General features: G+C 48.5%; 17 protein-coding genes and 5 tRNA genes. 17 read left to right on the top strand and 5 right to left on the bottom strand.

Going from position 1 to position 16864, the window contains the following annotated elements; genetic code table 11:
* The first annotated feature begins 272 nt into the window (after positions 1-272).
* Both DW949_RS12695 and tatA read left to right on the top strand, forming a co-directional pair.
* Complete coding sequence (locus DW949_RS12695; protein WP_118023584.1) at positions 273-1307, top strand: DUF362 domain-containing protein; 1035 nt, start codon at positions 273-275, stop codon at positions 1305-1307.
* Positions 1308-1323: 16 nt separating this feature from the next.
* Entirely contained in the window at positions 1324-1548 is a 225-nt protein-coding gene (tatA, locus tag DW949_RS12700) for a twin-arginine translocase TatA/TatE family subunit (RefSeq protein ID WP_118023570.1), read from the top strand.
* Between the two features lie 170 nt (positions 1549-1718).
* Here tatA and rbr read toward each other — a convergent pair whose 3' ends face one another.
* Complete coding sequence (gene rbr / locus DW949_RS12705; RefSeq protein WP_118023571.1) at positions 1719-2258, bottom strand: rubrerythrin; 540 nt, start codon at positions 2256-2258, stop codon at positions 1719-1721.
* A gap of 198 nt (positions 2259-2456) precedes the next feature.
* Here rbr and DW949_RS12710 point away from each other — a divergent pair, with 198 nt between their 5' ends.
* Positions 2457-3230: an SDR family NAD(P)-dependent oxidoreductase gene (locus DW949_RS12710; RefSeq protein WP_118023572.1), complete on the top strand. Its 774-nt coding sequence runs from the start codon at positions 2457-2459 to the stop codon at positions 3228-3230.
* Positions 3231-3296: 66 nt separating this feature from the next.
* Here DW949_RS12710 and DW949_RS12715 read toward each other — a convergent pair whose 3' ends face one another.
* The 3 genes from DW949_RS12715 to DW949_RS12725 are packed head-to-tail and all read right to left on the bottom strand — an operon-like array spanning position 3297 to position 4700.
* Positions 3297-3857, bottom strand: a complete 561-nt coding sequence (locus DW949_RS12715) for a hemerythrin domain-containing protein (protein WP_118023573.1) — start codon at positions 3855-3857, stop codon at positions 3297-3299.
* 15 nt (positions 3858-3872) lie between these two features.
* Positions 3873-4463, bottom strand: a complete 591-nt coding sequence (locus tag DW949_RS12720) for a hypothetical protein (RefSeq protein ID WP_118023574.1) — start codon at positions 4461-4463, stop codon at positions 3873-3875.
* 15 nt (positions 4464-4478) lie between these two features.
* Positions 4479-4700: a DUF1858 domain-containing protein gene (locus DW949_RS12725; RefSeq protein ID WP_199595925.1), complete on the bottom strand. Its 222-nt coding sequence runs from the start codon at positions 4698-4700 to the stop codon at positions 4479-4481.
* Between the two features lie 275 nt (positions 4701-4975).
* Here DW949_RS12725 and DW949_RS12730 point away from each other — a divergent pair, with 275 nt between their 5' ends.
* The 4 genes from DW949_RS12730 to DW949_RS12745 all read left to right on the top strand — a co-directional run bounded on the left by DW949_RS12730 (position 4976) and on the right by DW949_RS12745 (position 7811).
* Positions 4976-5419 (top strand): Rrf2 family transcriptional regulator, encoded by a 444-nt coding sequence (locus DW949_RS12730; protein WP_118023575.1) that lies wholly within the window; start codon positions 4976-4978, stop codon positions 5417-5419.
* Between the two features lie 127 nt (positions 5420-5546).
* Positions 5547-6260: an orotidine-5'-phosphate decarboxylase gene (gene pyrF / locus DW949_RS12735; protein WP_118023576.1), complete on the top strand. Its 714-nt coding sequence runs from the start codon at positions 5547-5549 to the stop codon at positions 6258-6260.
* Between the two features lie 6 nt (positions 6261-6266).
* Complete coding sequence (gene pyrE / locus DW949_RS12740; protein ID WP_118023577.1) at positions 6267-6854, top strand: orotate phosphoribosyltransferase; 588 nt, start codon at positions 6267-6269, stop codon at positions 6852-6854.
* A 21-nt stretch (positions 6855-6875) separates the two neighbouring features.
* On the top strand, positions 6876-7811 hold the full coding sequence (locus tag DW949_RS12745) for a hypothetical protein (RefSeq protein WP_118023578.1): 936 nt from the start codon (positions 6876-6878) through the stop codon (positions 7809-7811).
* 60 nt (positions 7812-7871) lie between these two features.
* Here DW949_RS12745 and DW949_RS12750 read toward each other — a convergent pair whose 3' ends face one another.
* Positions 7872-8771 carry a DMT family transporter gene (locus DW949_RS12750; protein ID WP_118023579.1) on the bottom strand — a complete coding sequence of 300 codons (900 nt, stop codon included), beginning with the start codon at positions 8769-8771 and terminating at the stop codon, positions 7872-7874.
* A gap of 173 nt (positions 8772-8944) precedes the next feature.
* Here DW949_RS12750 and DW949_RS12755 point away from each other — a divergent pair, with 173 nt between their 5' ends.
* From DW949_RS12755 to DW949_RS12800, 10 genes are all read left to right on the top strand, one after another.
* Positions 8945-9211, top strand: coding sequence for a hypothetical protein (locus tag DW949_RS12755; protein ID WP_118023580.1), 267 nt, complete (start codon positions 8945-8947; stop codon positions 9209-9211).
* A gap of 219 nt (positions 9212-9430) precedes the next feature.
* Positions 9431-10375 (top strand): aspartate carbamoyltransferase catalytic subunit, encoded by a 945-nt coding sequence (locus DW949_RS12760; protein WP_059076401.1) that lies wholly within the window; start codon positions 9431-9433, stop codon positions 10373-10375.
* On the top strand, positions 10359-11648 hold the full coding sequence (locus DW949_RS12765; protein ID WP_118023581.1) for a dihydroorotase: 1290 nt from the start codon (positions 10359-10361) through the stop codon (positions 11646-11648). The genes DW949_RS12760 and DW949_RS12765 overlap by 17 nt, the downstream gene beginning before the upstream one ends.
* Complete coding sequence (locus DW949_RS12770) at positions 11645-12703, top strand: carbamoyl phosphate synthase small subunit (RefSeq protein WP_118023582.1); 1059 nt, start codon at positions 11645-11647, stop codon at positions 12701-12703. Before DW949_RS12765 ends, DW949_RS12770 begins: the two co-directional genes overlap by 4 nt.
* On the top strand, positions 12704-15907 hold the full coding sequence (gene carB, locus DW949_RS12775) for a carbamoyl-phosphate synthase large subunit (RefSeq protein WP_118023583.1): 3204 nt from the start codon (positions 12704-12706) through the stop codon (positions 15905-15907).
* 288 nt (positions 15908-16195) lie between these two features.
* Positions 16196-16271, top strand: a tRNA-Thr gene (locus tag DW949_RS12780).
* Positions 16272-16278: 7 nt separating this feature from the next.
* Positions 16279-16364, top strand: a tRNA-Tyr gene (locus DW949_RS12785).
* A gap of 7 nt (positions 16365-16371) precedes the next feature.
* Positions 16372-16447, top strand: a tRNA-Met gene (locus DW949_RS12790).
* A gap of 47 nt (positions 16448-16494) precedes the next feature.
* Positions 16495-16570 (top strand) — tRNA-Thr (locus DW949_RS12795).
* A 3-nt stretch (positions 16571-16573) separates the two neighbouring features.
* A tRNA-Met gene (locus DW949_RS12800) sits at positions 16574-16650 on the top strand.
* Positions 16651-16864 lie beyond the last annotated feature (214 nt).

Below are 16864 nucleotides of genomic sequence, written 5' to 3' on the forward strand. Positions count from 1 at the left end.
GGAGGATAGGAAGCCGCTGATTAAGTGAAAAAGCACTAGCTTATGCTGGTGCTTTTTTTGTTGTTAGTGACAAGTGGCTAGTGGCTAGTAGGGAATGAGCGACCGGCGGCCTACGAACCGCGGCCTGCGGCCTTTTCTCCCAGCCCCCCTGATGAACAGGAACCTGTGACACTTTAAAAAATTTTCTCTTGACCTGGAGTTTACTACCGGTTGTATACTTTAGCTAATTTTTAGATAGAGTATGTGAAAGGAGTGGATTACCTGTGAAAGATATGTCCAGACGGGATTTTGTTAAAGTGGTAGGAGCTGCTGCAGCTGGAGCTTTTTTATATAGTGCCGGCTTCCCTCGCGTGCTGGCGCAGGCACCTGTTATAGGTACGAGAGATGTAACAGGAATGAAATCGTCTGGCGACGGATCCCGGACAAAAGTGTACTTCAGCCGGAAAATCGATGCAGCTCATCTGATTGCATTGTACGATTGTATAAATGAAGGAATTTATGGAAAAACAGCCATAAAACTTCATACTGGTGAAAAACATGGACTTAATATTCTGCCCCGGGAGATAGTCCGGGAATTTGTCTGCCATGTTCCGGACAGTACGATTGTTGAAACGAACACGATGTACCCGGGTGACCGCTATACGACAGCATTACATCGTGAAACGCTTAAAGTTAATGGCTGGGATTTTTGCCCTGTTGATATTATGGACGAAGATGGATTTGTCAATCTGCCTGTCCGGGGTGGGAAACATTTGAAAGAAGTTGCCATGGGAAGTCATATTACACAATATGATTCCATGATTGTCCTTACCCATTTCAAGGGACACGCCATGGGTGGTTTTGGAGGATCCCTGAAAAATATTGCTATTGGATGTGCATCGGGACAGCTAGGTAAACGACAAGTTCACGGTTATCTGACTGGTCCCATGCCTCCTTCTGGTGACGCATGGGGGAGAATGCCCTTGCAGGATGCTTTTATGGAACGGATGGCTGATTCCGGTAAGGCTACAGTCGATTATTTCGGAAAGCATATCGTATTTCTCAATGTGCTGCGCCGCATGTCTGTTGATTGTGATTGTGCCGGGACGTCTGCAGCAGAACCGACGATTCCCGATTTGGGCATTGTCGCATCAACAGATTTGTTAGCTGTAGACCGGGCCAGCGTGGATCTGGTATATGGCCGTCCGGCATCGGAAAATCATGATTTAGTGGAACGGATTGAATCGCGTCATGGATTGCATCAATTACAGGCTATGCGTAATTTAAAAATGGGCAACGATGCCTATGAATTAATTTCTATAGATTAGAAGGAGGTTGCCACTTATGTTTGGATTAGGAGCACCGGAATTACTGCTTATTCTCGTAATTGCCCTTGTTGTTTTCGGACCAGGGAAATTGCCATCTATTGGCGGTGCATTGGGGAAAAGCCTGCGTGAATTTAAGGATGAAGTCAATGTGGACGATAAAAAAACGGATATGAAAGAAATCCAGGAAATCAAAGAAACGGATCAAGCAGAACAGTCTGCAGAGTCCTCTGGTAAAGTATGACGTTTACAGAGACCATCTGACTGAGCTGCGCAGCATCATTATATGTCTTATAGCCACGGCTACCGGAATGGGTATCAGCATCTGACAAGAAATGAATCACATGCAGAAAAAAACGGGAACTGGCCATAAGGCGGTTCCCGTTTTTCCGTATCGCATTAAACTTGTGCGTATTAATAGTTGTCGTTTTTCAATTCGAAGAAGGACTGGGGATGAGCACACACAGGGCATACTTTTGGAGCTTCATCGGCTTCGACGATGTATCCACAGTTACGGCAGATCCATGCTTTCTTTTCGGGTTTCTTGAAAGCAGTGCCATTTTCTACATTTGCCAGCAGTGCCAGATACCGTTCTTCGTGATGTTTTTCGATTTCTGCTACTTTTTCAAATAAGTAGGCAATCGTGTTGAAGCCTTCTTCACGGGCTTCTTTTGCAAATGTCGGATACATTTCGGTCCATTCATAATGTTCGCCGGCAGCGGCGTCTTTTAATGCATTGATATCGTTCGGCAGTTCACCGCCATTGAGCAGTTTGAACCAGATTTTGGCATGTTCCTTTTCATTATTGGCTGTTTCTTCGAAAAATGCTTTAATTTGTTCATAACCGGCTTTTTTTGCTACGCTGGCATAATAGGTGTATTTATTGCGCGCCTGAGATTCACCGGAAAAAGCAGCCTGTAAATTTTTTTCTGTCTTTGATCCTTTTAATTCCATAATGTATTACCTCCTATAATCTTCATCAACTAAATCATTTCTCTTTCGATGGTTGTATTGTAACACTTCTAGCTATTCTTGTCAACAAATAATCGATATTAATTAATAAAATATGATAAATTTCAATCCAGCACGATTGTTTGTGTTGAAGAGAGAGACATGATATTATATAAAAAGAAATAAGACAGGAGGCTCATCATGGAATTAGGATTAAAGGGAAAAGTGGTTGTTATTACCGGCGGTACGGCCGGTATTGGCGCAGCCTGTGCTATCGGGTTCTGCCGGGAAGGCGCTGCCGTTGCCGTATGTGGCAGAACACAAAAGAGAATCGAGGAATTCAATCAGGAATGCTGTGCAGCAGGCGTTACGGTATTTGCTGCCCAGGCTGATGCCGGCAACATAGAAGAGCTGCAGCGGTTTGCTGACGAAGTACTGGCTAAATATGGACGTATTGACGTCTGGATTAATAATGCCGGTATTAACATCGGCAAGAAACTTATGGATATTACTCTACCGGATTGGGAAAAAATGGTACGGGTCAATCTGACAGGTGTCCTCTTTGGGACACAAATTGCCGCCCGGGCCATGGGAGATAAAGGAGGCGTCATTTTGAACGCTTCTTCCTATGCTTCTCTGGTACCTTCCGTGGGAGGTACTATGTACGGTGCTACCAAGGCTGCTGTTACGAACATGACAAAGACTATGGCTGCCGAACTGGCTCCACAGCATATCCGTGTCAATGCGTATGTGCCCGGCGTGATTGATACGCCTATGAATGCGGACCGCATTGCTGCTGATATTACGGGGTCTCTTATTGACGCGATTGCACTCCACCGTGTCGGCTCACCGGAAGAAATGGCTAAGGTCCTTATTTTTCTGGCGTCAGATGCTGCCAGTTATATTACCGGTACTACTATTGAGGTCAGTGGTGGCAAATATGCCGTGCAAAATTCTAACGTCCTGTGGAAGTAATCCTGCCAGAGTAGATAAACAAGGACCGCCGCCCGGATATGGGGCGGCGGTCCTTGTTTATCCTGCTTATGCAATATGATATTTATGTTCCAGCCGTTCCAGCAGGGAAAGATAAGGAGCGGCGAAATCCTTGCCTTCTTCTTCTTCCATAGTATGGACTGTAGAATCAATCTTTTCTTTTACTTCTGCGGGCAGGCTGCGGTCCGCCATAGGATATACGACCGTATTTTCTTTATCTACATGAGCCTGCAGACGATTGGCATAGGCCATAGCTTCTGTCAGGATCTGGAGTTTATATAACGTACCGGGGTGAGCCTGATAGTTTTTCAGTGCGTCATCCAGGGCACGGACATGGGCACGGATGAGATCGTGTTCAACGAGCATGCCATGGTTAATGATGACGGAAGCAATCTTTTCCAGATGTTGTACCATTTCGGGAAATAAGACGAGTTCTTCGCGGCGATGATGGTGTCCGTCTGCATAGGTGCGGATGAACTTCAGAATTTCTGCGAACTCGTCACAATCTACAGGTGAACCATCTAAAATAGCACAGCAGGCCTTTTCTATTACTTTCAGCATCCGGGAAATATTGGCATGCTGTTTTACCATAACTTCTGTACAATACATAATATCCTGCCTTTCTCAGGCGGCCTTTTTCACAATGTGGAAAGAGCCGTCTTCTTTTTGAAGAAACGAATAGCTGGTATGAGACAACAGGCCGGTTATCAGAGCCTGACGGAGCTGATAATACCACTGGCCGCGGCCCTGCCAGTATACACTGTGTATATCGGCGGACTGTATCCAGGTTATGGCATCATCGCTGCTTTGGGAAACGCGGTTGATCTGATCGCACGGCATGCCGTCCAGCAGGAGATCGTCGAGACGGTGGAAGGCTTCAGGCGCAGTGGATGCCGACAGGTTCTGGGTGGCACCAAAAGCAACAGCAGCCTGCATTAGCGCGCTCAGACGGGTTTCATCGGATCCTACAAGGTGCAGGACGAGAGCGGCATACCGTTTTTCTGCATCCTGGATGCGTGCCTGCAGCCATCCATGGATGTTTGTTTCATCGATGATTTCATCGAGCTGGCGGCGGTCCTGACAGCTGTAACGGGTCAGGTCTTCGTCGTTCCAGCCTTCTTGCATGGCGTAGGAAATCAGCGCATCAATGAGTGATTCCTGGAATTGTATTTTACGGTATAGCCAGAAGTGGACTGGTCCTAAAAATTTACTCATAATCAGATTCCTCCTTTACGCCCGGTGAGCCTGAATAGTAGCGTTGACAGCGGCCGTTACGGTACGTGCGTCGAGGCCATGTACATAGCAGGCATTTGCCAGGCTTTCCTGCTGGGAGGACGGGCAGCCCAGGCAGTGCATGCCCTGTTCCAATAATGTATCTACCACTTCAGGGTAGCTGCGCATAATATCACCCATGAGCATATCTTCTGTAACGGTCATTGTTTTTTCATTCATAGTATATTCCTCCTGTTGAAACAACTCTGTGGATTTGTGGACTTATCTTTGTCTGTCTGTACTATAGCACGGATGTATCCGGGAAATCTGTTGTTATTACAACAGGAGAGCAAGACTTTTCCTGATTTCACGACACGGACGGCCCAAAATGAGCAAAAAACTGACGGGTGACAGTACTGCATACCATCGTATTTGTGAAAAAGAGAGACAATCCGGCTCTTTCCTGCTATACTTTTTTATAGTAAATCATTTAGATGGATAAAGGGGTGTGAGATATGCAGATTTCTACAAAATTTACCATTGCTATACATGTATTGACGGCTGTCCGGTATTTTTCCGGCAGTTATAAAGTTACCAGTGATTTTCTGGCCGGCAGTGTAGGAAATAATCCGGTTATTATCCGCAATATCATGTCCCAGCTCCGGGAAGCTGGCATTATTGATATTAAACGTGGTCCCGGCGGGATTTCCCTGACGCGGCCTCTGACGGATATTACATTTCTCGATGTGTACCGGGCCGTAGAAAAAAAGCCCGATGAAAGTCTGTTCCACTTCCATGAACATCCCAGTGATAAATGCCCTGTTGGCAGGAATATCCATAAAAGCCTGGAGGGAATACTGGATGATATACAGCAGAAATTTGAGGCTGAATTGCAGACCCACACCTTGCAGGAAGTGTATGACCGGGCCGTACAGGCTATTAACCGTGAAATCGTGTGAAGTCCGCGGAAAAGGCCGGGACAGGCTTCTGGTTGACACTCCTCATAAACCATGTCATAATTATATAGATATGCCTTTATAGCTATACGGTTGCAGATTTGCAATACGTTGTGACGGGAGGAATACTATGGCAGATGATCGTATTATTGCAGCATTGGATGTGCATTCACTGGACGATATGAAACGGCTCGTAGAAACTCTGGGAGACCGCATTTCTTTCTACAAAGTCGGTATGGAACTCTTTTATAGTGCCGGCCCTGATACAGTACGCTATCTCAAAGAACAGGGAAAACACGTTTTTCTGGATTTAAAACTTCATGATATCCCCAATACGGTGGCTCAGAGTGTCCGGTCCCTTACCCGTCTGGGAGTGGATCTGATGACGCTCCATGGGACGGGAGGCAGAGCCATGATGGAAGCTGCAGCAGAGGCAGCACAGGAAGAAGCGGCAAAGCTGCAGATTGCCCGGCCACGTCTGCTGGCTGTGACAATCCTGACGAGTATCGATGAAACGGCATGGAAGGAAGTCGGTGGTACCTGCAGTATTGCCGAAGAAGTCAGACGGCTGGCTGCCCTGGCCAGGGAAGCGGGTATCGATGGTACGGTGTCTTCTCCTTATGAAGCAAAGGAAATACGGGAAATGAATGGTCCGGATTTTCTGATTGTCACTCCGGGAATCCGTCCGTCCTTTGCCGTAGCTAATGACCAGAAACGCTTTACGACGCCATCCCAGGCGTTGCGTGACGGAGCATCCCATCTGGTCATTGGACGACCTATTACAAAAGCGGCTGATCCGGCATCGGCTGCCGATAAAATTTTAGAAGAAATACAGGAGGTATGATTGGCAATGTTATCTGAAGAAGAAGTAAGACAATTACTGGTGGAAACGAAAGCGGTACTGGAAGGTCATTTTCTTTTGACGTCCGGCCTGCACAGCCCTTTATATGTAGAAAAGTTCAATGTTCTTCAGCATCCCGAATACACGGAAAAGCTCTGCAAGGAACTGGCAGAACGGTTCAAAGATCAGAATGTCCAGACTGTTATGGGACCTATGACAGGAGGTATCCTGCTGGCTCATGAAGTAGGGAAAGCTCTCGGCACGCGGGCTATTTTTACAGAACGGGAAAAGGGCGTTATGACGCTGCGCCGCGGATTCCATATTGAACCGGGCGAACGGGTCCTGATTGTAGAAGATATTGTAACGACTGGAGGAAGCGTCCAGGAAGTGGTAAATGTAGTCAAAAAAGCTGGCGGTGTCATTGTCGGAGTCGGCCTCCTCGTAGACCGTAGCGGCGGTAAAGCCGAATTCGGCGTGCCTAAAGATAAGGTACAGGCTCTCCTTCACCTGACTGTTCCTACCTATAAACCGGAAGAATGCCCGCTTTGCAAGCAGGGCATCCCCATGACAGAACGGGGCAGCCATCATTTGAAATAATTTGTAGGAGAGAGTATTACTATGGATATGTTATGGGCTATTCTGCCTTTCTTCAATGCAGGACTGGTAGCAGCTGTCTTTGCCCGTTTTACCGGTGTCAATATGAGTATGTGTACGCTCATGACTCTGTTATATATGGGGGCAAAGCCTGTAGAAGCAGTTGTCGCCATGCTGCTTTTCAACGTATTTACGTATTTCACAATCTATTCCCAGCAGCATCTGATGAAACTGAAAGAATTTTATTTCTTTCCCGGGTTTAAACTGGCAATCCCCATCCTGGTCATGATAGCGCTGACGGCTCTGAATGCCTTTTTTGGTATCGTATTTTTCGTCGCTGTCTTTCTGCTGGAAATTTTTGCCAAAGTCTATTTTGCTATGGATAAGAAGGTCCGCCCCGCCCGGCAGCAGCTGGTCACATTATGTGCCATCGGATCAGTCTGTGTCGTAGCGGGTGTAGCACTGGTACAGTTCCTGCCGGCTGAATACTATTATATTTTTGCCGGCGTCATGATACTGGCCTATGCGTTCCTCATGTGGCGCAGCGGCAACCGCAACCAGCTTACGGATATATGGGATAAGCTGCTCTACGGCAGTGCTTTTGTTACAGGCCTTACGGGGATTGATGCGTCGGACTGGTTTTCGGCCATGCGGCGCAACACGCCGTCTGCATTATCACGGTGCTATCCCATTGTACTCAATACGGCTATGGTCATCGGCCTGGTGGTATCTTATTTCCTGTATCAGTATTTTTCGCTGGGGTCGCTGTTTACGTCTATTGGTGCGGCCATCGGAATCCGGCTCTTCGGTCTGTATGAACACAGCACGCGCTCTCATTTTTCCTATCTGGCTCTGGGACTGACCGTGCTTACGGTATTGATTTTTATGCTTGTCCAGCCTGTGCCATCGGGATTCCCGGAAGTTCCTCTCGGCGTAGGGGACGATGCCTTTACCTGGTAGGATAATACAATAGTAAGAAAGTAAAAAAACTGGCTTTCTATCGGAAAGCCAGTTTTTTTACTATGCCGGTTGTCTGCGCTGGAGCGTGACGAGGAATACCGTTGCCAGGATGCAGGCAAAGCCGATGAGCTCGGGAAGGTAGAAAACGGTGCCCAGAAAGACCGCTGATGCAATGGAAGAGGTCACTGGTTCCAGTGTTCCCAGCAGAGTCGCTTTGACCGGACCGATATCCCCTACGCCGCGCAAAAAAAGATTGTACGTCAGGACCGTTCCGATGAGGACAACGGCAGCCAGCAGAAGGTATCCCGTCGTATCCAGATCCGTCGGAATTGTCCATGGCTGGAGAAAGCAGCAGAACACAAGTCCGCCGATGAACATGCCCAGAGCGTTGACAGTGATACTGCCCCAGTGCCAGACCAGATCCTGCGCCAGGAAGGAATAACAGACACTGGCGACGGCAGTGATCAGCCCCCACATGAGAGCTTTGGAAGACAGTACCATCGTGGATGGGTCCCCGTTGGTGGCAATGAGAAAGACGCCTGCCAGGGCCAGTATAACTGACAGCGTTTCTGCCCGCGTAGGCAGACGGTGGCCTCGGAAGCAGACGATGACAGCCATCATCACGACGCACAGCGTCTGCAGGACAGCAGCTGTACCGGCATTGGCATATTGGATGGTCGTATAGAATGCCGTCTGGCTCATGAGAAGGCCAAAGATAGAATAACAGAGAAGCAGAATGACATTACGGCGTATCTTCAGCATTTCCTTCATCGCACTGTAATGAGGAGCGGCCATGAGCATCAGAATCAGGCCGCCGCCAATGAGGCGGACGCTGGAAATCCAGAACGAATCAATGGTGTAATGGTGGAGCAGATACTGGCCGGCAGTACCGGTCAGCCCCCAGATGACGGCACCGCCACCAGCACAGAGATAGCCCCGCAGGTAATGACGTTGTGGCACGACGGAATCCCTCCTGTAATGTATTCACTTCATTGTAACATGCTTTATCATGGGAATACAGCCGGAATTTTTTACAGAATGTATATCTGTTTCTCTTGACGGCGGTGGTACAATAATAAGAGCATAGATGAAGTGTCTGCAGTTGTCTGACTGCTGCTGTTTTAGGAGGATTCATGAAAAAAAATACAAGTTACAAAGTACAGGTCAGTGCCGGTACATTGATTCTGGCAATGCGGGATTATTTTCAGGCCCGCAGAGAAGGAAGGACAGAAGAAATGGAAGCCCAGCTGCGGCTGGCGGAAGCCTGTATCAACGATATGGAAGAAGAAGCCGGTCACATTGCCGAAGCCATTGCCGATGCCGATGTGTATGTGGATGAAGAAGAGTTCTGGGATGAACCGGAAGAGATGCCGGTCAATGTACCAAAATGGTATAATTAAAAATTTATTGTCAAAAAATTTCCTTGACTTTGAGAGGTCATGTGGATAAAATAATAAAGAAAGATTCAGGCGGCAGTCCTGTGAGGCTGCGCTGATTCTGTGATTACTGTCGTACCTTTAATATAGTCCAGAGAGGCTAAAAAGGGACATATGATACGTATGCCTTGATATGACCTTTGCCTTTCGGCAAGGGTCTTTTTTTTACAAAGGAGGATTTCCATGGTCAGTATACAGGGCAAAAGCCTGTTGGGATTGCAGGGAGTACCTAAAGAAGAAATTGAACTCGTTCTGCGCGTTGCCAGAAAGATGAAAGAGGTTGTCAATAGTGATAATAAAAAATTGCACCTGTTACAGGGAAAATCTATTGTCAACATGTTCTGGGAACCGAGTACGCGTACGCGGGGCTCTTTTGAAATGGCTGCCAAATATCTCGATGCCGATGTCATCAACTTCACGCCGAGCGGCAGCTCTATCCAGAAAGGGGAAAGCTTCCGTGATACTCTTCTGACGGTGACTGCCATGGGCGTAGATGCCATCGTCATGCGGCATAAACAGGAAGGTTCTCCTCTGTATGCCAGCAAATGTGTCTCGCCGGTCATCATCAATGGCGGTGATGGTACACACGAACATCCGACACAGGCTCTTCTGGACCTGTTCACTATTCAGGAAGTCAAAGGGCATATTGATGGATTGAAAGTGGTTATCGTAGGGGATATAGACCATGGCCGTGTAGCCCGGTCGAATATTTACGGCCTCAAGACGATGGGCGCTGATGTACATCTCGTCGGTCCGCGCACACTTCTGCAGCCGGAACTGGCTGCTATGGGTGTCACCGTTCATTATGATCTCGATGAAGCCCTGAAGGATGCCGATGTCGTCAATGTGCTGCGGATCCAGCGCGAACGGCAGGGCGTAGGGTTCTTCCCGGGACCTGGCGAATATAATACATTCTTTGGTGTCAATCAGAAGCGGCTGAAGAATGCGAAAAAAGACGTACTCATTATGCATCCCGGTCCGATGAACCGCGGCATTGAAATCGATACAGATACATGCTACTGGACACAATCTTCCATTCAGGAACAGGTAAAAAATGGTGTCTCAGTCCGTATGGCTGTCTTATATCTGACTATCATGGGAGGCGATGACGTTGACATTACTCGTTAAAGGCGGCAGAGTAGTTAATCCCGCCGTAAATCAGGATGAAATATGCGATATTCTCGTTGAAAATGGCAAAATCAAAGCAATAGGCAAGAATCTTCCAGCAGATGGAGCGGAAGTATATGATGCATCCGGTCTCGTCGTAGCACCCGGTTTTATTGACATGCATGTCCATCTGCGCCAGCCGGGGCAGAGTGCTAAAGAAACGGTGATAACAGGCACCCAGGCAGCTGCTGCCGGTGGTATCACCCGCGTTGCTACGATGCCGAATACGAATCCGGTCATTGATAAAGCCATCCTCGTAGAAGGAATGAAATATAAGGCTGAACATGAAGGCGTCGTCAAAGTAGAAGTCATCGGTGCCATTTCCAAAGGACTGGAAGGCAAAGAATTGTCTGCTATGGGTGGCATGGCCAAGGCTGGCGTCGTCGCTTTTTCTGATGATGGCCGCTTCGTAGAAGACAGTGATTTCATGCGGAAAGCTATGGAATATGCCAGCATGTTCCATAAAATCATCATCGATCACTGTGAAGAAACGTCCCTTGTAGCAGGCGGACAGATGCATGAAGGTGTCGTTTCGGCAGAACTGGGACTCAAAGGAAGACCGGCTGCGGCGGAAGACATTGCTGTTGCCCGTGATATCATCCTTTCAGAAATTACGGATACCCCTGTACACATCGCTCATATCAGCACGAAACACGCCGTCGATATGGTACGCCGTGCGAAAGCCAGGGGCCTTAAAATCACGGCAGAAGCGACGCCGCAGCATATGATTCTGACTGATGAAGCATTGCGTACGTATGACCCGCGGTTTAAGGTCAATCCGCCGCTGCGGTCAGAAGAACACCGGTCTGCTGTCGTAGAAGGCCTGAAAGATGGCACCATTGATGCCATCGTCACCGACCATGCCCCTCATACGTGGGATGAAAAGGATCAGGAATTCAGCCTGGCCCCGAGCGGATTTGTCGGGTTGGAAACGAGCGTAGGCGCAGTCCTGACACACCTGTACCATACAGGAGCGGTTGATCTCATGACGATTATCCGGGCCATGTCCACGGCACCGGCCAGACTACTGGGGGTCGATGCCGGCGTCATTGCAGAAGGCAAAGATGCTGACCTTACTATTATAGACCTCGATAAAGAATGGACTGTCGATGCGTCTTCTTTCTATTCCAAAGGAAAATCTTCGCCTTTCGATGAAATGATCTTTACAGGTAAAGCCGTGGCTACAGTTGTAGATGGTGAATTTGTTATGAAGGACGGGGTGGTCTTAAAATGAAAGGATGCCTCATTTTAGCAAACGGACAGAAATTTTACGGGCAGATGCTGATGGATACGCCGGCAGTGGGCGAAGTCGTTTTCAATACGGGAATGACAGGGTATCAGGAAACCTTTACGGATCCCTCCTATGCAGGTCAGATCATTACGATGACATACCCTCTTATCGGCAATTATGGCCTGTTCCACGAAATTGAACAGGCCGATCGTCCTTATGCGGCGGGTTTCGTTGTCAGCGAGTTGTGTGATATGCCCAGCAATTGGCAGAATGAAGGCAATCTTTCTACATTTATCATGACGCACCATATCCCCTGCCTGTATGGCGTTGATACGCGGGCCATTACCCGGGCTATCCGCAGCCAGGGCGTCATGAAGGGCGTCATCGTACCGGAAACGATGGCAGAAGAAGAAATCCAGGACCTGATGGCACGGCCGCTGGAAACATTGCTGGTAAAGAAGGTGACACCGGGAAGTGTGCGGCAGATGGGACAGGGCCGCTATCATGTTGCTGTCATGGACTTTGGCGCCAAGGCGAATATCCTGAAAGACCTGATCCGCAATGACTGCCGCCTCACAGTTTTCCCGGCATATACGAAAGCTGAAGATGTACTGGCCGTCCAGCCCGATGGTGTGTTCCTTTCCAATGGTCCTGGTGATCCGCAGGATCTGCCGGAAATTATTGAAGAAGTGAGAAAACTGATTGGTAAAAAACCGATATTCGGCATCTGTCTGGGCCATCAGCTTCTGGGCCTGTCCGTCGGTGCGAAAAGCCGCAAACTGACATTTGGGCACCGCGGTGCCAATCACCCCGTCAAAGACGTCCGCACCGGCCGGGTCTACATCACATCCCAGAACCACGGGTATGTCATCGATGAAAACACATTGCCAGACGATGCTATCGTAACGCATATCAACCTTCACGATAAGACCCTGGAAGGGTTTGCTTATCCTAAATACAATTTCTTCTGCGTTCAGTATCATCCGGAAGCATCACCGGGACCGACAGACAATCTGTATCTCTTTGAACAATTTGTCAAGCTGATGGAGGGGAAATAAATGATCGAAGGATTGAAGAAAGTACTCGTTATCGGTTCTGGCCCGATTATTATCGGTCAGGCTGCTGAATTTGACTACGCCGGTACCCAGGCCTGCCGGGCCCTGAAAGAAGAAGGTCTGGAAGTCGTCCTGATCAATAGTAATCCGGCGACTATCATGACCGATGAAGACATCGCCGACCGGGTTTATGTAGAACCTATTTCCCTGGATTATGTGACAGAAGTCATAGAAAAAGAACGTCCTGACGGTCTGCTGGCGACACTGGGGGGCCAGGTGGGACTGAATATGGCTGTCGAACTGGCCAATGCCGGCGTACTGGAAAAGTATCATGTACAGCTGCTGGGGACACGTCTTTCGGCTATTGAAGAAGCGGAAGACCGCGAACTCTTCAAAAAAGCCATGAAAGACATCAATCAGCCTGTACCGGAAAGCGATATTTTCGAAGACGTTCCGTCGGCCATGGCCTTTGCTGAAAAAATCGGCTACCCAATCATTGTACGGCCTGCCTTCACCCTGGGGGGGACTGGCGGCGGTATTGCCTATAATGATGATGAATTGTTCATGATAGCAACGCGGGGTATTAAACTCAGCCCGATTAATCAGATTCTTGTCGAACGGTCTGTAGCCGGCTGGAAAGAAATCGAATATGAAGTCATGCGTGATAAAGCGGATAACTGTATCATCGTCTGCAACATGGAAAATATAGACCCTGTCGGTATCCATACAGGTGACTCTATCGTCGTAGCTCCGAGCCAGACTCTGAACGACCTGCAGTATCAGATGCTGCGTACGGCTTCTCTGGCCATTATCCGCCGTCTCAAGATCGAAGGCGGCTGCAATGTGCAGTACGCTCTGGATCCCAACAGCAATCAGTACTATGTTATCGAAGTCAATCCCCGGGTCAGCCGTTCATCGGCACTGGCTTCCAAAGCGACGGGGTATCCTATTGCCAAGGTTGCAGCCAAGGTTGCGACAGGACTGACGCTGGATCAGATTACCAACGCTGTTACAGGAAAGACAACGGCATGCTTTGAACCGACTCTGGATTACTGCGTCGTCAAATTCCCGCGCTGGCCTTTTGAAAAATTTGCACTGGCAGACCGTACATTGGGAACGCAGATGAAAGCTACAGGGGAAGTCATGGCGCTGGACCGCTGCTTTGAAGGCGCACTGCTCAAGGCCGTCCGGTCCCTGGAAATCGGCGTCAATTATCTGAGCCTGAAGAAACTGGAATCCAAATCGCTCATTGATATTGCAGAACTGCTGAAGAACCAGGATGATGAACGCATCTTTGTCGTAGCACAGGCATTGCGCATGGGAATCGGCTTCGATAAAATTCATTATCTTACCGGATACGACATGTGGTTCCTGAAAAAAATCAAGAATATTGTCGATCTGGAAGACAACCTCCGCCGCAATAACCTGACAGAAGATAATATTCGACTGGCAAAACGCTATAGCATGCCTGATGCGGTCATCGCCCAGCTTACCAGCAAAACGGAAGAACAGGTCCGGGCATTCCGGGAAAAACTGGATATCCGTCCGACGTTTAAGATGGTAGATACGTGTGCTGCTGAATTTGAAGCCGCGACGCCGTATTATTATTCGTGCTATGCAACAGAAGACGAAGTCAAGCCGCTGGGAGACAAGAGCGTCATCGTCCTCGGGTCGGGCCCTATCCGTATCGGGCAGGGGATTGAATTCGATTACTGCTCCGTTCACTCTGCCTGGGCACTGCGCAAAGCCGGGATGAACAGCATTATTATCAATAATAATCCGGAAACGGTCAGCACCGATTTCGACACATCGGACAGCCTGTATTTCGAACCGCTGACCGTAGAAGACGTCATGGCTGTCGTCGATAAGGAAAAACCAGTCGGCGTCATCTGCCAGTTTGGCGGTCAGACGGCGATTAATCTGGCTGCGCCGCTGGCCAAGCGGGGAGTGACGATCCTTGGCACATCCGTCGATGGCATGGACCGGGCAGAAGACCGGGAACGGTTCGATGAACTCCTGGCAAAACTCAATATACCCCGTCCGGACGGCCGGATTGCAACCAGTGATACGGAAGCGATGCAGGTATCCAAAGAATTGGAATTTCCGCTCATCGTCCGCCCGTCTTACGTCCTGGGCGGCCGGGCTATGGAAATCGTATATACGGAAAAAGAACTGGAACGGTACCTGCGGGAAGCCGTTATTGCTTCGCCGGATCATCCTATCCTGATTGATGAATACATGGTCGGCCGGGAAGTAGAAGTCGATGCGATTTCTGATGGCACCGATGTGTTCATTCCCGGTATCATGGAACAGGTAGAACGGGCGGGCGTTCATTCCGGTGACTCTATCGCCGTATATCCGCCACAGCATCTGGACCAGACCATGATTGACCAGATTGTGGATTATACGACGCGCATCACACTGGAACTTCAGGTAAAAGGTGCCGTCAATATCCAGTTTGTCGTCTCAAAAGGCAAGTTATACATTATTGAAGTCAATCCCCGTTCCAGCCGTACGGTGCCATTCCTGAGTAAAGTAACCCATGTTCCCATGGTCGAACTGGCTACCCGTATCGCTCTGGGTGAAACCTTGAAGGGAATGGGGTATGAAGGCGGGCTCATGCCGGCGAAACCTCATGTTGCCGCCAAAGCTCCTGTATTCTCTTTCAGCAAAATCGGACTGGCCGAAATCGCTCTCGGACCGGAAATGAAATCAACAGGGGAAGTCATGGGGATTGGCAAGACCTATTCTGAAGCGCTGTACAAGGCCGTAAACGGTGCCAAGATGAAAATCCCCGCCGGTGGTACGATTCTGGTTACCGTAGCAGATCGCGACAAGGCCGAAGCACTGCAGCTGGCCCGTGGCTTCCAGGAACTGGGATATCATATCATTGCTACATCGGGGACAGGAAAATATTTCAATGAACAGGGATTTCCTGTCGATGTGGTCCGTAAGATACATGAAGGCGGTACCAATATTGCTACGTTGATCCGCAATGGTAAAATTGATCTCGTCGTCAATACGCTGACGTTTGGCAAGCATCCGGAACGGGACGGGTTCAACCTGCGCCGTATGGCAGTTGAACTGGCCATTCCCTGCCTGACGTCGCTTGATACGGCCCGTGAAGTCCTGCGCGTCTTTGCCAACAAAGGCAAGGGACAGGGCTATCATCATGTAGCTGCATTACAGGACTACGATCAGGAATAAAGAAAAGGCGCAAACAGCTCTTTGCATGAAGACAAGCCGTGCAGAGAGCTGTTTTTTTGCCTGCACGAAAGGACGGAAAGCCGTGAAATCAGCATTGCCGGACTCTGGTTGTAATCAGGTTTTTATGTAAAATTTAATTAAAAAATTCCTTGCATTTTATGGAATATCATGATATACTAATCAAGTCGTCAGAGCTAAGAACTACTAACAAGTGGTTTAAAACGATTGAAAAAAATACTTGACAGAATGCACATTCTCTTGTATAATCAATTACGTTCTGTTGAACAAGCCGACGTAGCTCAATTGGTAGAGCAACTGACTTGTAATCAGTAGGTTGTAGGTTCAAGTCCTATCGTCGGCTCCAAACAAATGGTGGGATTCCCGAGTGGCTAAAGGGAGCAGACTGTAAATCTGCCGGCGTTTGCCTTCGATGGTTCGAATCCATCTCCCACCACCATTTTTGTCGCGGGGTGGAGCAGTTGGTAGCTCGTCGGGCTCATAACCCGAAGGTCGTAGGTTCAAGTCCTGCCCCCGCTACCAAATTTTAAAAATAGCGTTGGACGGTATTTATAGCGTCAACGGTTTATGCTGTTGTAGCTCAGTCGGTAGAGCGTATCCTTGGTAAGGATAAGGTCACCGGTTCAATCCCGGTCAATAGCTCCACATGGCGGCTTAGCTCAGTTGGCTAGAGCATGCGGTTCATACCCGCAGTGTCCAGAGTTCGAATCTCCGAGCCGCCACCATATCCAATAACCCCGTATAACGGGGTTATTTCTATATGCAATTATAAATTTTGTGAAAAATGCGAAATTTTGCAGGAATTTGTGATTGTTTGTAGTATACTTATTATAGTCAGGTTATTTTTGTCCTAAAAGGAGGAAAGCTGTATTATGGCTAAAGAACATTACGAAAGAACCAAACCGCATGTTAACATTGGTACCATTGGTCACGTTGACC

The organism is Megasphaera sp. AM44-1BH (assembly GCF_003467125.1).
GTDB lineage: Bacteria > Bacillota > Negativicutes > Veillonellales > Megasphaeraceae > Megasphaera.

Excerpts from the sequence above, each read along its gene's own strand:
- DW949_RS12725 (WP_199595925.1), bottom strand. The coding sequence starts at position 4,700 with ATGAATGAAAAAACAATGACCGTTACAGAAGATATGCTCATGGGTGAT.
- pyrE (WP_118023577.1), top strand. The coding sequence starts at position 6,267 with ATGTTATCTGAAGAAGAAGTAAGACAATTACTGGTGGAAACGAAAGCG.
- tatA (WP_118023570.1), top strand. The coding sequence starts at position 1,324 with ATGTTTGGATTAGGAGCACCGGAATTACTGCTTATTCTCGTAATTGCC.
- DW949_RS12720 (WP_118023574.1), bottom strand. The coding sequence starts at position 4,463 with ATGAGTAAATTTTTAGGACCAGTCCACTTCTGGCTATACCGTAAAATA.
- DW949_RS12745 (WP_118023578.1), top strand. The coding sequence starts at position 6,876 with ATGGATATGTTATGGGCTATTCTGCCTTTCTTCAATGCAGGACTGGTA.
- carB (WP_118023583.1), top strand. The coding sequence starts at position 12,704 with ATGATCGAAGGATTGAAGAAAGTACTCGTTATCGGTTCTGGCCCGATT.
- DW949_RS12760 (WP_059076401.1), top strand. The coding sequence starts at position 9,431 with ATGGTCAGTATACAGGGCAAAAGCCTGTTGGGATTGCAGGGAGTACCT.
- DW949_RS12755 (WP_118023580.1), top strand. The coding sequence starts at position 8,945 with ATGAAAAAAAATACAAGTTACAAAGTACAGGTCAGTGCCGGTACATTG.
- DW949_RS12710 (WP_118023572.1), top strand. The coding sequence starts at position 2,457 with ATGGAATTAGGATTAAAGGGAAAAGTGGTTGTTATTACCGGCGGTACG.
- pyrF (WP_118023576.1), top strand. The coding sequence starts at position 5,547 with ATGGCAGATGATCGTATTATTGCAGCATTGGATGTGCATTCACTGGAC.
- DW949_RS12715 (WP_118023573.1), bottom strand. The coding sequence starts at position 3,857 with ATGTATTGTACAGAAGTTATGGTAAAACAGCATGCCAATATTTCCCGG.
- rbr (WP_118023571.1), bottom strand. The coding sequence starts at position 2,258 with ATGGAATTAAAAGGATCAAAGACAGAAAAAAATTTACAGGCTGCTTTT.
- DW949_RS12730 (WP_118023575.1), top strand. The coding sequence starts at position 4,976 with ATGCAGATTTCTACAAAATTTACCATTGCTATACATGTATTGACGGCT.
- DW949_RS12770 (WP_118023582.1), top strand. The coding sequence starts at position 11,645 with ATGAAAGGATGCCTCATTTTAGCAAACGGACAGAAATTTTACGGGCAG.
- DW949_RS12695 (WP_118023584.1), top strand. The coding sequence starts at position 273 with ATGTCCAGACGGGATTTTGTTAAAGTGGTAGGAGCTGCTGCAGCTGGA.